General features: G+C 51.2%; 3 protein-coding genes (1 of these 3 cut by a window edge). All 3 read left to right on the forward strand.

Annotated features, from left to right (window positions below; translation table 11 throughout):
- Tightly spaced (each overlapping or abutting the next), the 3 genes in view from ACP15Y_RS01570 to ACP15Y_RS01580 form a layout consistent with a single transcriptional unit that may run on beyond the window.
- Window positions 1-4,881, forward strand: coding sequence for an amino acid adenylation domain-containing protein (locus ACP15Y_RS01570; protein ID WP_424981261.1), 4,881 nt, complete (start codon window positions 1-3; stop codon window positions 4,879-4,881).
- Window positions 4,881-11,258, forward strand: coding sequence for an amino acid adenylation domain-containing protein (locus tag ACP15Y_RS01575; protein ID WP_424981262.1), 6,378 nt, complete (start codon window positions 4,881-4,883; stop codon window positions 11,256-11,258). The genes ACP15Y_RS01570 and ACP15Y_RS01575 overlap by 1 nt, the downstream gene beginning before the upstream one ends.
- On the forward strand, window positions 11,255-16,676 hold the 5' portion of the coding sequence (locus ACP15Y_RS01580; protein WP_424981263.1) for an amino acid adenylation domain-containing protein. 4,802 nt of this gene lie beyond the right edge of the window; the window shows 5,422 of its 10,224 coding nt (coding positions 1-5,422); its start codon is at window positions 11,255-11,257; the stop codon falls past the right edge of the window. Before ACP15Y_RS01575 ends, ACP15Y_RS01580 begins: the two co-directional genes overlap by 4 nt.

A 16,676-nucleotide genomic window follows, 5' to 3' on the forward strand; every position in this document is an offset into this window, starting at 1 on the left:
ATGCCAGATTTTATAAATCCATTTCGCTCCACACCGGCCAACCATTTGGATTTGAACCGGACCGCCCTTTCATATGAAGGGCAGAAAATGGATTATGGCAGCTTAGAGCGAAGTGCTGCCGCGCTGGCAGCGACAATCAGTAGCCTAAACCTTACTATCGCGCACGAACTTGGACGTGCCACCATCGGCATTTCGCTACACCGCGGGCCGAATGTTTTTATTGTCATGTTGGCGTGCCTTAAAGCGGGCTGCGTTGTGGTGCCGATCGATCCGGCACATGGTGAAGAGTATAAACGAGATTTGGTTGAAACCGCGCAGTGCGGATTGGTGATTGCCGATCAGCCTGAAAGCTGGGCGGACACAAGTTTTCAGACGTTTGAAAGCCTTGAGGCAATTAAAGTCGCACAAGTAACGCCGCCTACACCGCTGGAAGCTGGCGATGTGGGATTCGTGCTGTTTACGTCTGGCACGACGGGAAAGCCCAAGGGCGTGATGTTGGCACTGGATGCCATGTTGATGGCCGCAGCGGAATTCGGTGCGCGCACGGAGATTAATTCCAAATCGATTATTGCGCAATTCACGGGCCTCTCTTTCGATTCTTCGGTGCTGGAATTTTTAGAGGCCTATTTGCATGGGGCCGAATTGGCGATAGTGCCGGAGGCTGCCCGGTTGGCGCCAGAGGAATTGGCATCATTTCTCGTGGCTGAAAATGTTACGCATTTGACGTTGCCCGCTGCCCTCGCACCTTACTTGCCGCAACGGCAAGATTATGCGTTGGACGCGTTAATTTGCGTTGGCGACAAGCTTGATGATCAATTGCTGTGGGATTGGGCCGCGATTTGTCCAACTTTCAATGGTTATGGACCAACAGAAGCTTCGGTTTGCACCAGCCTTTGCAAAATTGAACCGAACATGCCGATCAGTTTGGGCTCGTCTTTGAAGCATGTCCAATTGTCTCAAGACCCGGAAAGCCTTGAATTGGTGATTAGTGGCTTTGGCCTTGCGAATGGCTATATGGGCGCGCCTGAACAAACCGCTGAACACTTTGTAAAAGGCGACGATGGCCTCGTTCGATATTTTACGGGCGATGAAGTTCAGGCAGTCCCAGACGGCACCTTTAAGTTTGTCGGCCGGACAGACTTTCAAGCGAAAATTCGCGGTGCGCGCGTTGAAACCAATGCCATTGAAACTGTGTTGTTGGAGCAAAACGAGGTGCGTGAGGCGGCTGTGCTTGCCGTTGGTGACAATAGCAGTGACCGACATCTTGTGGCGTTCGTGGTGGCAAATGCTGACGAGAATGAGTTGTTGCCGCGGTTGAATGACGTACTGTCTAAGCGGCTTCCTGAGTCTCATTTCCCTAAATATTTCAAATTTTTGGATCGCTTGCCTTACACATTGAATCACAAAGTTGATCGCAAAGCTCTGGCAGCCCTCGCGACTGCTGATGCTGAAATCGACTATTCAGACGATGATTTGGAAAGTGCGGCGCGTGCGGCTTTCTTGCATGAAGTTGGACGAGAGCATGTCGAGTTGGATCAAGACTTCTTCCAGCTTGGTGGCGATTCAGTTGGCGCGATGCGGCTTTTGGCCAAACTATCGAAGCTAACTGGCCGCAGAGTTGCAGTTGGCGACTTTCGGAAGGCACCGACACTTGCCGCGTTGATTGATCTGCTGGAACGCGATGCGGCCGATATTGTGCAGATTGAACTGAACCAACGTGACACAGATGTTTTGCCGCTGTCGCAGCAGCAAAATGCGGCTTGGTATATGTTCAACCAAGACCCGACCAGCAAAGCCTATCTTGCCGAAGCCGTGCATCATTTTGAAGGCGCGTTTGATCCTGATGCGATGCTGAAAGCGGCGCAGAAGATTTTTGATCGGCACGAGATCTATCGCACAATCTTTTTCGAAGATCAGGGTGAACCCGTTCAGCAAATTTTGCAGCATCACAAGGTTGAATATCCGAGCATCGATGCCACGCATGTTTCAGCAGATGCGCGCGATAATTTTATCAAGCAGACATTTGCCGAAGTGCTGCCGGGTATTTTTGATTTGAGCAAACTGCCACTGGCACGGTTTGCTTTGATCAAATTTTCTGACCAGCACCACGCACTGCTACATCAAGAACATCACATCGTGCATGATGGATGGGGCGGCTCTGAGTTCACGGCAGAATTGATGGGCTGGTATCATCATTTTGCTTCGCCTGATTACGAATACTCTCCAGCAGAACCGCCGCAATATTCGGACTTTTTGCTCACACAAACGAAATGGCTCACCTCACCTGATGCGGAGCGGCAAAAGGCCTATTGGGTTGAACAACTTGCAGATGCGCCACGTGCGGTGTCGATATTTGGTAAGAAGTCTACGCGACTTGGCTTTGAAGGCGGTTATGAGCGCATCGATTTCACCCGCGCTGAGTGGGCAAGATGTGAGGATATGTGCCGGGAAATTGGTGTAACGCCTTTTGGCTTCATCTCATCGGTGCTCAACTTGATGCTGTGGCAATATTCGGGCGAGCAAGACATTGTTTTCGGGGCACCATTTGCTAACCGAAATTGGCTCAACAGCCAATCAGTCCTTGGCATGTTGGTGAACACGTTGGTGCTTCGCGCCAAAATCGATCCTGATCAAGACGCACTTTCATTTATTCAGCACACGCAAAAGACAATTGATGCCGCCTATGCCAATCAGGAAATGCCTTTTGGTGCCGTGGTTGAGGCGCTTAACCCAGAAAGGTTTGGCGGGCAGAATCCCTTATTCAATGTTTTGCTTGGCTTCCATGATGCGCCCATTGATGTGGATGACATTGACGGGCTGCGCTGGCGCAAAGATGAAACGGTGATTTCCAAAACCACCAAGTTTGATTTGGACTGCTTGGTGGTGAACCGTGACAAGCATTTCACAGACAATGATATGGTCTCGTTTCTCTGGGAATATCGCAGCGATATTTATCATGCTGATGAAATTCGCAATTTTGTTGAGAGCTTTAAACAGGTGTTTTTGGCCCTGTGTGAAACTCGGGAAATGGCCCTTGCCGACGTGCCGAGCCTGACGACAGAACAAAAGGATGTTCTGCTGTTTGATTGGGGACGTGGCTATGATGTGCCTTCGCATGTTCGGGCCCAACTTGATGGCAAGAGTTTTGTCGAGGCGCTCAATGAGCAGCTTAAAACCCAGGGCGACCATATTGCATTACGGGCTGGCCATGAGGTGATGAGCTATCGCCAATTGGATGCGCGTTCTGATTCTCTTGCGGCAGCTCTTGAACATAAGGTGCAGCCCAATGGTCGTGTGGCGATTTATGCGGCGCGGGGCATGGCGCAAATTGTAGCGATGGTTGCGGTGCAGAAACTTCAGGGCACCATTGTTTGCCTTGATCCGTCCCTGCCCGATGCCCGCATTGAGCATATGTTGCGCGATAGTGCACCAAGCATTGTGCTTTGGGACGAGGCGTTGCCGCCGCAAGCACAGTCTTTCGAATGCATGGAGATCAATGAGGCACGTGCTTCAGAGGCAAGCTTTGGAGACCGACCGTTGCAAGATGGGCATTTGGCTTATGTGAATTACACGTCAGGCTCTACCGGGCAGCCAAAGGGCGTGGAAATTTACGCGAATAGCTTGTTGGACGAATGCGCTCATCTGATGTCGATTATGGCGCTTGATGCGCAATCGCGCGGTGTTAGCCTTTCTCACACGGGGTTTGATGCATATCACGGCGAAATTTGGCCCCTGCTGCTTGCAGGTGGCAGTGTTTCGCTGATTGCGGATCAGGAACGCGATGATTTGGGCGGTTTGATGCAGTTGATGCGGGAGCAACATGCCAGCGTGGCCTGTTTGCCGACCGGACTGCTGGAAGAAGCATTCAACAGCGATGTAACTTGGCCGGATAGTTTGAAGGTTTTGGCCGCGGGTGGTGATCGACTTTCTGCTGTTCGTTTGCCTGACGGATTTGATGCGAAACTGCTCAATCTTTATGGCCCGACTGAAACCACCATTGACGCCACGTTTTATGAAGTGCCGCACAAAGAGCCTGGGGCGCCACCTATCGGTCGACCTGCTGCTTATACAAGTGCTTTGGTGATGGATGGCAAACGGTTATGCCCGGTTGGCGCGCCGGGAGAATTGGTGATCGGTGGTTCAGGCATTGCCAAGGGTTATCTCAATTTGCCGGCTGAGACCGCTAAGTCTTTCGTGCAATTTGCCGAATGGCCGAATGAAAGATTTTATCGGACTGGCGACAAAGTACGTTGGCGCCATAATGGGCAGTTGGAATTTTTGGGTCGTATTGATGACGAAATTCAACTGCGTGGCTATCGGATTGCGCCTGCAGAAATTGTAAGCCGTTTGCAAATCCATCCTGATGTGGCGCAGGCGGCGGTTGCGGTGAAAAACAGCGCACTTTGCGCTTATGTGACGGTGACGAGCAATGTCGATGAAGACAAGCTAACACGTCATTTGAAAGCGCAACTTGCCAAGGTGTTGCCGAAATATATGGTGCCCAATACGATCATGGTGTTGGATCGCCTGCCGCTGACGCCTCAAGGCAAGGTGGACGTTAAAGCGCTGCCAGAAACAATTGGCCAGACCGCGCAATATGTTGCGCCAGAAACGCAAACTGAAACAGATTTGCATGCGCTTTGGTGTGCAGCGCTAAATGTTGAAAAACTCAGCATTGCCGATAATTTCTTCACAGTGGGCGGACATTCGCTTTTGGCCATTCGGTTGATTGGACGCATTCGCGATCAGTTTAATGTCGAACTTAAAGTGAATGACTTTTTCGACCATGCGACTGTGCAGGATTTGGCGGAATATATTGATCTGATAAAGGGCAGCCTCGCCGAACCAGAAGCTGATTATCAATTTGACGGTGAGTTCTGATGGTTCTTGAGCTTTTGCGGCAAGCCAAGGCAGAAGGCATTCAGCTTTATGTGGAAGCTGGGAAGCTCAAATTTCGCGCGCGCATTCGACCGCCAAGCGATGATTTGCGCCAAGCCATTATGGGCCGCAAATCGGACTTGATCGCTTTTTTTGAAGAACGGGCGCCTGCACAGAAAAATGACGGCCCGCAAGCTGGTGATCCAACTTCCGCCGCGCCTTTATCCCATACGCAGAGACGTGTTTTTTATCAAGAAACAGCGTTTGATCTGCAAGATACATATGTGATGCGCGCCGCCTATCGCTTTGATGGGCAGTTAGACGTTGAGCGGCTTGAACGGGCGCTAAATGCTATCTTGGATCGACACACAATCTTGCGTTCAACGTTTTCGATTGATGATTCAGGTGAAGCGACGCAAACTCCCGTTGCTGATATTGAGTTCGCTTTTGATGTTCAAGAAGCAGGAGACTTTGACAGTTGGATTGCCAAGCAAATGGCCGTGCCGTTGGATATTGGCAAGGGCATGGTTGGCTACGCTGGGCTGCTAAAGCAGCAAGATACGAACTATCTGTTTTTTGCCTTTCACCATTTGGTGTTTGATGGATGGTCGTTCGATTGTTTTTACAAAGAACTGGCGGCTCTTTACAACGCTAACGAAGGCCAGATCCTGCCGGACATTCCTTTTCAATATATGGATTTTGCGCGGTGGCAGAGCGACAAAGACTGGTCGGAAAAAAGCCGCATGTTTTGGCGCGAGCAACTGGACGGCGCGTCAATTCTCAACACCATCAAGCCCGACCATGCACGTCCATCTCAAGCGAGTTTTTCTGGGCGGCTACTATCTATGCCGGTTGATCGCACTACTTTGGAGGGATTGCGTGATTTGGCACGTGCGTGCGAATGCAGCCTTTATTCGGTGATGTTGGCTGCGTTTTATGTGGTGGTGGCCCGATATAGCCAGACTGAAGATTGCGTGATTGGCACGCCTGTGGCAGGCAGACAAGGTGCAAAGCTTGACAATCTGATCGGCTTTTTCGCCAATATGGTGCCGCTGCGGGTGCAGGCGGATCATCAGTTAAGTTTTCGCGAGTTCGTTAGCTGTGTGCACAAAAGCAATTTGGCCGCGCAGGCCCATCAAGATTTGCATTTTGAGCAGATTATTGAACAGCTTGGCTTTGCAGGTGAAGCGAGTTTTACACCCCTCACCCAATTGATCTTTTCTCTCGCTGAGGAAGCCGAGGCTTGCCCTACGTTGGATGGGAAAATAGGCGAGAAAATTGACCTCGACGCGCATCATCTTGGATTTGAAATTGAATTGCATTTGACTGGCACGTCTGATGGTGGCCTGGTTGCAAATTGGCTATATGCTGACAAGCTTTTTGAGCAGGAAACCATTGAAGCTATTGCCCAAACATATGCTTATGCCTTGGATTGTTTGACAAGCGAACCTGATCAAAAGCTCGCCGAGGTAGCCTTGCTAGCACCTAAAGTTCGGGAAAACTGGGATGCACTCAACAGCGTATCGGCCCCCTATCCGCTTGAGCTAGGTTTTGCAGACCTGTTTGAAAAACAGGTTGAGGAAACACCAGACGCAAAGGCCTGCGCTTGGCTCAGCAAAGATGGTGCTGTTCAACAGCTGAGTTATGCTGACCTGAACGCGCATGCCAATGGGCTGGTAGCTCAATTGATCGCGAATGGTGCGCATGTCGGCAGTCGTGTGGGGATTTTTGTGGGCGACGAGGCTGACAATCTGATTGCTTTGATCGCCGTGCAAAAAATCGGCGGTGCCTATGTGGTGCTGGATAGCAATAATCCGGCGGCACGCAATGAGCAGATTATTCAGGATACGGAATGCACGCAATTGATTGGCACCGCGCAGCAATGTGCGGAGTTCGCGCAACTTATTTGCGTTGAGCCTGATGGACGCATTGTAGCGAAAAACCCGAACCGAGCAGTTGATGGTTGGCACAGTGAAATGCCAGCTGTATTTGTGTTTACGTCCGGATCGACGGGCAAACCGAAGGGCGCAGCGTTGCCCGCCAGTGCACTGACCAATTTGATTTTTGCTAGCAAGGAGCGGTTTGGTTTTACCTCCAAACAATGTTTCGGCGTGGCGTCCACCCTCATTTTTGATGCCCATCTTTTTGAGATTTATGTAGCGTTGGCGTTTGGAGGGTCCATTGCGCTGTTTGAACCAACGCGGTTTCGTGACGGAAAACTGCTGAACCAAGATCAAGAACGGCTTGCCGTTGATTATTTGTTCGCCACACCAACGACTTGGCAATATCTGCTTGATGATGGTTGGCACCCGACGGCGCAACAGACCATTATTTCTGGCGGCGAAGCCCTTACTGCGCAGCTGAAATCCAATCTATTTGCCGCTAATCCTGACCTAAATCTGATCAATATTTACGGCCCGTGTGAATGCACCGGTTATGTTTTGGCGGCCGCGCTTGGCGACTGCGAAGACGTGCATGTTGGCAAGCCGCTGCCGAATACTGGTACCCATGTGCTTGATGCATATGGCAACCCTTGCCCGGCCCATTGTGAAGGCGAATTGGTGCTGTCGGGTGCGCAAGTGGGCCTGCATTATCTCGACAATGAGAAGCTGACAGCAGAACGGTTCGGTCAGCTTAATGTTAGTGGACAGACTGTGCGGACCTATGCCACGGGCGATGTGGCGAAACGATGCGCTGATGGGACCATTAAAATTGTTGGTCGCCGTGACTTCCAGGTTAAAATCAACGGTGTGCGCATTGAACTGGAAGAAGTTGAAACGGCGCTGATGCAGCATGAAGCCGTGAGCCAAGCGGCGGTTGTTGCAAATGCCCTGCCTGATGGCAGCAAGCAATTGCTGGCTTATGTTCAAACGTCGCTAGAGCCGGGGCAAGTAAGTGGCGTGCTGGCCAGTTTTCTTGCAGAGCATCTGCCGCCAAGTTTTATGCCTGCTCACTATATTGTGCTTGATGACATGCCTCTGACCAGTAGTGGCAAAATTAACCGGAAAGGCCTGCCCGCACGGGATATTACGCAACAAGTGCAACAAGGCACCGCGCCGCGCAATCAGGCTGAGCAAGACTTATGCGCGTTATGGTGCAAACTGCTTGAGCGTGATGTGGTTGACGTACGCGCCAGCTTTTTTGCCCTCGGTGGTTATTCGCTTCTGGCCATCAAGATGCTCAATCAGGTCAATCAGCATTTTGGCAGCCAGCTCGCACTGCGCGATGTGATCAAGAATCTAACGATTGAGGCAATCGCTTCAGCATTGGATGCCAAACAAACGAATGTTGACGCGGTGCCGAATGCAATTGAACGGCAGGATTTGTCGCAACCGCTGCCGCTATCCTTTTCTCAGGAACGCATGTGGGCGATTGACCAGATTGATGCCCATGGTCGGTTCTACACCATACCCTTGGTGTTTGAGATTGATGGCGAAATTGATGTTGAAAAATTAGCGATATTTTTTGATCGGTTTGTCGAACAAAATCCGATTTTGCGGACTGCATATCTGCAAAAAGTTGATCAAGCCTACCAGCAAGTAATGCCCTTTAAAGCTGGCGTTCTAAGCGTTTCAGATTTGCGCCAAAGCCAAGATGCCGTGGCGCAATTAAGCACGCTTGAGGAACAGACGTTAAACGCGCCATTTGACTTATCTTCGGGGCAGATTTTCCGGGCGGCGCTGGCTATTTTGAATCATTATAAATCGCGTTTGTTTATTGCGGTGCACCATATTGCGTTTGATGGCACGTCTGTTGGTATTTTGATTGACCAGCTTCAGGCGTTTTTCAATGGTCGCCAACCAGAAGCCGTCGCTGGTTTGAATTTTGCTGACGTCGCGGTTTGGCAACATGAACATTATGATGGCGATCAGGATCTTGCTTATTGGTTAGATCGGTTGGAAGACGCGCCGCAATTGCATCAACTGCCATTGGATGCGCCACGCCCTGCGCAGCCTTCGCATAAGGGGCAAACGATTTCCGCCACACTGAATGAGGAGGTCTCGAGCAAGCTTGATGCTCTCGCTGCGCAACTTGGTGTGACCGAATTTGCCGCCCTGTTTAACGCATTCGCGGCCTATCTCTGCCATGTGCAAGGGCAAGCTGACATTGTGATCGGTACGGCTGTAGCCAACCGTGAGCGTGACGCGTTTGAGAGCATCATCGGCAATTTCGTCAATTCTGTTGCTTTGCGGGTGCAACCTGATTTTTCCACTTCGTTCAGTGATTTCCTGTGTTCCGCCCATTCTCGATTTCAAGAAGATATGGCGCACCAATCGCTTCCGTTTGAAAAGCTGGTTGACCGCCTTCAACCTGAACGCAGCTTTGCCCATAGTCCGATTTTGCAAATCATGATGGTGCAGGACAATAGCGAGAGCGGTGAAATCGATTTGGGCGGCGCTCAAATGCGGATGATTGATCCGGTGGAAACTGAGGCCAAATTTGATTTGTCAGTGGGCGTTCGGCGCGGCGATGTGATCAACTTCAATATCAATTTTGCGACTGATATTTTTAACGCAGAGCGAATTCAAAATTTGGCCGACGGGTTTATTGAATTTCTTGAAAAAGCGATGGCAGAACCGGAGGCATCGCTTGATCAATTATTGCCGCTAGCGCAGTTGGAACCCGCCCTCGTCGGGCCCAATGCCGACATCAATGCGACCACATTTATCGAGCGGTTTGCCCATTGGGTACTAATGGATGGCGACGCAACGGCCATTCGTTTTGAAGGCCAAAGCATCAGCTATGCCGAGTTAGATGTGGCCGCGGACCAATTGGCGGAAAAACTGGCCTCTCATGAGGTTGGCTCCGGTAGTTTGGTGGGAATTCATGTCGCGCGTGGACCGCGCATGATTGAAGCGATCCTTGCTGTTCATAAGCTGGGAGCCGCCTATTTGCCACTTGATCCGAGTTATCCGGCTGCTCGATTGAAGCAGATTGTGGCGAGTGCGTGTCCGCATTTGATTTTTACTGAAGAGATCAATAGTGGCTTATTCGCTGATCAATTTTCACTTCGGGATCAGCAGTTTTATTCGGCATCAAATGCGCAATCGCCTATGCTAATTGCCACCGATGCGGCATATGTCATTTATACGTCTGGCTCTACAGGTGTGCCAAAAGGTGTGGAGATCGGTCATCACAGCCTTTGCAATTATCTTGATGCAATTGCCACGCAATTTGAGATGACGCGTGATGATCGTGTGTTGCAGGTAACCTCACTTAGTTTCGATATCGCGGTGACTGAAATTCTTGCGCCGCTGAGTGTTGGCGCGGGTGTCGTGCTAACGGCACCGGGTCAAGAGCTGGATGCGGTATCTATTGCTGAGTTGGTTGAGACTGAAGGCGTCAGCTTTGTGCAGATGGTGCCATCCATGTTGTCGCTACTGGTGGACCATAACAGAAAATTTGCGCATGTCCGGCATGTCCTTTGCGGTGGAGAGGCAAGCTCAACGGCACTATTTCACGCGGCAAAATCGACTTTTCCTAACGCCAAATTGACCAATGTGTATGGTCCGACAGAGGCCACTGTTTGGGCGAGCGCTTATGAATATAGCGGCGAAGAAACTAATGGTACCGTATCTATTGGCACGCCGTTGCAAAATATCTCGTTGTATGTGCTGGATCAAAATCAGCGTGCTGTGGCTGCTGGAAACAAAGGCGAACTCTATATTGGTGGCGATGCGCTCGCTTTGGGCTATCTGCATGCGGATGAGTTGACGCAGAAGGCGTTTGTTCAAATTTCGGGTTCCACGCAGCGCCTATATAAGACAGGCGATTTGGTTCAGCTGCAGCTGGACTGCACACTGGCCTTTTTGGGACGCACAGACAGCCAGGTAAAGGTTCGCGGTTATCGTGTTGAACTCGGAGAGATTGAGGCGCGGTTGAACGGACTTGGAGTGCAGAATGCTGTGTGCCAAATGCGTGACAATCGGCTGATCGCTTTTGTCTCCAATGGAGATCCAAGCGCTTTGAGCGCTGAGCTGGCGCACGTGTTGCCGGACTATATGGTGCCCTCCTTGATTATTCAGCTTGAACAATTTCCGCTTACCCCCAATGGCAAAATTGATCGGCGCACGCTAGCAGATCTTGAAATTGGAATGCTGCCCGCGCCTTCGGATGAGCCGCCGCAAGGTGAAGTTGAAGCCACCTTGGAGGAGATTTGGACCGATATTTTAGGGCTGGAAAATATTGGCCGCCATGCGAACTTTTTCACCATTGGCGGGCATTCCATGTTGGCCATTCGGGTGATCACCATTTTGCGCGAAATGCTGGAAGAGCATGTGGATGTAAAGGTGATTTTTGAACGGCCAACCATCGCCAGTCTGGCTGCATATTTAGAAGAATTTTACCTGCAAGATCAATTAGACGGGACGACACAATGAGTGGGCAAACAATTTCAGCACCATCAAAGAAGTCACGGTTTTCGCGCGATCGTTTGAAGCAGGTGAAGGCTAAAGCGGGCATTCCCCGTTTGCCGCGTGATGGACGGCCATTGCCTGCCTCCGCTGCGCAAAAGATGTTCTGGTTGCTCTCTCAGGGAGAAGATGCAAGCGCCGCCTATGTTTTGCAGGCCATGTTGCATTTGGACGGCCATATTGATCAGGATATGCTCGCTCAGGCCTTTCAAGGTTTTTCTGATCGCCATGAAGCGGTGCGCACGTCATTCGAGATGTCGAGTGACGGACTGGTACAGCATATAGCTGCCGTTGGAACGCCCTTCCCTTTGGGTTTTGAACATGCGGAAAGCATTGCGCAGCGCCACGCGCAGATCAGCAAAGCTGTCACCACCCCAATGGATTTGCGCCGCGGTCCGCTGGTGAAAGCGCATTTGTTTAGCGTTGGCGATGATGACCATGTTTTGCTTGTGTTGGCGCACCATACGGTGGCTGATCGCGATAGTTTGGGCCTTATGCTGCGAGACGTTGCTGCAGAGTACAGCGCGCTTGTTGCTGGAGCTCAAGCGCCTGCAAAAGCTGACGCCTTGCCTTATGCCGACTTTGCGGCATGGGAGCAGGACAAAGCTGCGAAAACGCAATTGGCGACTGAAAAGCAGTTCTGGCAACAAAATTTGGCGGACTGCCCAGCGCTGTCTACGCCAGCCTCAAATAAGAAGCGACCAAAGGTGGCTGAATTTGAGGGGCAAACGCTGGCGTTTACGCTCAACGCGGATGTCACTGCGAAGGTTCAATCCTTTTCACGCCAAGCTGGTGTCACTGATTTTACGACTGCTCTCGCTGCCTGGGTGATTTTGCTGCAAACGCAGGCGCATCAATATGATGTGGTGACCGGCACGCCAGTTTCGCGGCGGAATTTGCCGGAATTGCGCAATAGTTTTGGACCGCTGGTCAATTCATTGCCGCTGCGCTTTGGCACTCTGTTTGACCAGTCAGCCGACCAATTGGTACGGCAGGTACAGTCAGTGTTTTTGGCGGCGCAGAACCATCAAAATATTCAATTCGACCAGATTATTGAGGCTGTAAATCCGCCGCGACATCCATCACATAGCCCTCTTTTTCAAACCATGTTTTCTTGGGCGCAATCTGATGATGGCGAGTTAAAGTTTGGTGATTGTGTTGCTACGCCAAGCTCACTTGGCGGCCAGACGGCGCAATTGGATCTTACTTTGGATCTGGTGCTGCGGGGCAATCAGATAAAAGGCGAATTTGAATTTGCGACAACGCTGTTTTCACCTGAGGAAGTGGATGCGCTTTCTAATCGCTTTCACCACATCTTGGAGCAGCTGGTTGAGCGCGATGGTGATGAGTTTGTCCATTTATCGGCAAGTTTGTTTGCCAAACCTTCTCGCCTTATTGGGCTAAGCCAAACTGAAGATGACGCGCCATTGGTGCATGATTTGATTGCTCAGCAAGCCGAAGCTCGACCGGATCAAATTTCTGTACGAGACGGTGAACGGTCCATTAAATATGCGGAATTTCAGCATCGTGCTGATCAGATGGCGAATTTGTTGCTGGCCAAAGGCATTGCCGTTGGCGATCGGGTTGCGATTTGTCTGCCGCGATCAGCGGAAATGTTTATTGCGGCACAGGCCATTTTGAAAATTGGCGCCTGCTTTGTGCCGATTGATTATACCTACCCTGCCGCACGCAAGGCTTTCATTGTGCGGGATTGTAATGCGAAAGCTGTCATTGTGAGCGATGCAGATACCTCTGCTTTTGATGATGTGCCGATGGTGCGATTTGCTGAGTGCATTGATACAGATGGCCTTGAGTTGCCCGCTACTGAGGCGTTGCGGGATCAATTGGCTTATATCATCTATACGTCTGGCTCTACCGGCACGCCCAAAGGCGTTTTCGTGCGCCATGGTGCATTCGCGCAAATGGCACAGAATTGGCGGCATGAATTTGGCTTTGATGCGCGCATGAATGTGCTGCAGATGGCCAGCTTTGGCTTCGATGTTGCGATTGCTGATTTCTTCCGTACTTTGTGCTTTGGCGGCAAATTGGTTTTGTGCCCTAAGAAGACCTTGTCTGACCCTAGCGGGTTGGCGGGGCTGATTAAGCGAGAAGGCATTAACGCCGCAGACTTTGTGCCTGCTGTTTTGGACAGTTTGACCGAAGATACAGAATTGGCCAGTGACTGCTTTAGTCAGTTTCGGCTAATCCTTTGTGGCTCTGACCATTGGCCGCTGGATCATGCACTTCGTCTGCGCGCGATATGCCCCGCAAGCTGCCACATTGTGCACGCCTATGGGCTGACCGAAACGGTGGTGGATGCGCTTTATTTTGACGTGCGTCAAATTGAGGACAGTACAAACAGCTTGCCAATAGGTGCGCCAATTGGGGTAAACGCCGCCTTAGTCTGCGGGCCGGATTTGAGCGTGTTGCCACAAGGTGCGGAGGGTGAAATCTGCATACGTGGAGAATGTTTGGCTGGCGGTTATTGGCAGCAGGATGATTTGACCGAGGCTAAATTTGTTCGGCAGACGAACGGCGAAATTTTGTTTCGCACGGGCGATTTAGGCCGTTTAAATGCAGATGGGCAAATTGAGTTTCTTGGGCGAATAGATCAGCAGATCAAAGTCCGCGGCTATCGCATTGAACCTAGCGAGTTGGAACATGCCATTTTAGGTTTCGGGGCCAAGCAGGTTTTTGTTTGCGAACGAAATGGCCAGTTGGTTACCTATGTGGTTGGCCAAGTGGATATGGACGCGCTGGCGTCGCATCTGCGAGCTGCATTGCCCGATTTTATGGTGCCTGCACATCTGGTGCCGATGGACAGTTTTCCGCTGACCACCAACGGCAAGATTGATAGCGACCGCCTTCCGCAACCTGAGATAAGTCAGGAATACGCAGCGCCTATTGGCGAGATTGAAGAAAAACTGGCCGTCATCTGGCACGCGTTTTTGGGTGGTGCGCCTATTGGTCGAAATGACAATTTCTTTGAACGTGGCGGCCACTCTATGCTCGCGGTGCGCATGGCGCTTAAGTCAAGTGAAATGTTTGGCCGACAAGTCGATGGGACGCAAGTTTTTGCGCATCCGACTTTGGCAGAATTTGCGACCACGGTGCAGCAGTCAGAGGCGCAGGCTCCTAAGCTGACCAAACGCAAGCATGTGACACATATGCCGCCATCCTTCGGGCAGGAATCCTTGTGGCTGCTGGCGCAAGATGTGGAGCAGAATGCGGCCTATAATATGCCAATGGGGTGGCGGCTGTCGTCGGATGCGGATGTGGCTGCAATTAGGCAAGCTTTGACGGCATTAGTCGAGCGCCATGAAGCGTTGCGCACTTCATTTGATTCGGTGGATGGGGCGCCGCAACTCGAAATCCATATGTCTACCCCGCCGCTTAATTGGCGCGAGATTTCACCTGCGGCAGACCAAGTTGATGCAGAAATAGCAGCGGAAATTGCGCGTCCATTTGATTTGCAGGATGCGCCCCTGCTTCGCGCCTGCTTGATCAGGAACCAAGATGGTCATGACCTGCTTTTGGTGACGATGCACCATATCATTTCTGATGGCTGGTCGATGGATATTTTTGCGCGTGAATTTTCGGAACTTTACGCAACATTCAAGCGCGGTGGCGCCAACTTACTTGCGCCGTTGGATTTGCAATATAGCGACTTTGTTGCGTGGCAGCGGGAGAATTTGACCGAGGAAAAGCGCGCCGAGCAGTCTGATTATTGGGCGAAACAATTGGCCAACGCGCCATCGCTTTTGCCCCTGCCGACGGATTATCAGCGGCCAGCTGTGCAAGATTTTAGGGGCGATAGCGTTCCGGTGAAGATTGAAGGAGAATTGCTGACGCAATTGCGTGCCTTCGCCCAGCAGAATGCCACCACAGTGTTTAGCGTTGCCCTTTCCGCGTGGAGCTACATGTTGACCAAACTTTCTGGCGAAAAAGATGTGGTGACCGGCGTGCCGACCGCCAATCGTAAGCCGAAAGAAGTCGAGCACATTATTGGCTTTTTCGTCAACACGCTCGCATTGCGTTTGGACCAAACTGAAATTGCCACGCCGGCGGCGTTGATTAAGCTGGCTTCTGGGAACTTGCAAGAAGGCCAGCGGCATGCGGATATTCCGTTTAATCATGTTGTGGAACGGTTGAACCCTGCGCGTTCGCGGAGCTATAGCCCAATTTTCCAAAACATGCTGGCTTGGGAAAATGCGCGCGGTGCATCCGGTGAAACCCGCCCTTCAGACTTTGAGCCCATGTCACTGCAGCTCGACAATGCAAAGTTCGATTTGCTGTTGGAAGCGACGGAATTTGATGACTACATTGCGGGCAGTCTGCAGTTTGCCACCAGTTTGTTTTCACGCCAAACAATTCAGAAATATGCGCAATATTTCGAACATATTTTGACGGAATTTGTGCAGCAACCGAATGCTGAGCTGGCCCAGATTGGACTGGCGCCCAAGGAACGCGCGCAGGCTGATCTTGAAAGATGGCTCCAACCTGTTGCCGATTATGACGAGGCATTGCGCACATTGCCGCGCTTCAAAGCCGTTTGTGCGGTGCACGCCAACGAATTGGCGATTGAGAAGGATGGCCGTCAGCTTAGCTTTGCTGAATTGGAGCATTGCGCCAATCGTTTGGCCCACGATCTGATTGAGGCAGATTACAGCTTTGATCAGCCAGCGGGGATTTGGGCAGACCGGGCGATTGAAACCGTCATCTCGATCTTCGCTATATTGAAAGCTGGCGGCGCGATTATGCCGCTCGACCCGTCGCATCCGCGCGACCGACTTGATTTTATTTTGCGCGACGCGCAAGCGCAGTTGATCTTGTCATCTGACGCAAAAGCGACCAATGCTTCGATTGATGCTAATGTTCAGGTCCATCAGGTGGATCTGCAAGGTTTGCTGGATTCTGAAGCGCCTGTGGATTTTGAAGATGCGGTGCCCTCTCCGCTGGACCCTGCCTATGTACTCTACACATCAGGTACCACGGGGACACCGAAAGGCGTGGTTCAATCGCACCGCACGCTGGACAATGTGATCAACTGGCAGTTTACCGATGGGATCACGCCGAGACGCGTGCTGCAGTTTGCATCGCTGACATTTGACGTGTCGATGCAGGAGATTTTCACATCGCTTTGTGCCGGGTCGTCCCTAGTGCTAATTTCGCAAGATACAGCAAAAGACGTTGCGAATTTGTCTGGCTTTATTGCCGCGCAGAAAATTGACCGGGCGTTTTTGCCTGTTGCGGTGCTGCATATTATTGCGGAGACATGTGGCGATTTAGATAAGTTTGGCGGGTGTGAATTTATCACCGCCGGTGAAGCGCTGAAGATCACCGATGCGGTGCGTATGAACCTGCCAAAGCTCGGTAAATATGCGT

This window comes from Maritalea sp. S77, from assembly GCF_049801075.1.
Lineage (GTDB): Bacteria > Pseudomonadota > Alphaproteobacteria > Rhizobiales > Devosiaceae > Maritalea.

What these genes read in the sequence shown, in the direction of transcription:
- ACP15Y_RS01570 (WP_424981261.1), top strand. Translation starts at nt 1, where the DNA reads ATGCCAGATTTTATAAATCCATTTCGCTCCACACCGGCCAACCATTTG.
- ACP15Y_RS01575 (WP_424981262.1), top strand. Translation starts at nt 4,881, where the DNA reads ATGGTTCTTGAGCTTTTGCGGCAAGCCAAGGCAGAAGGCATTCAGCTT.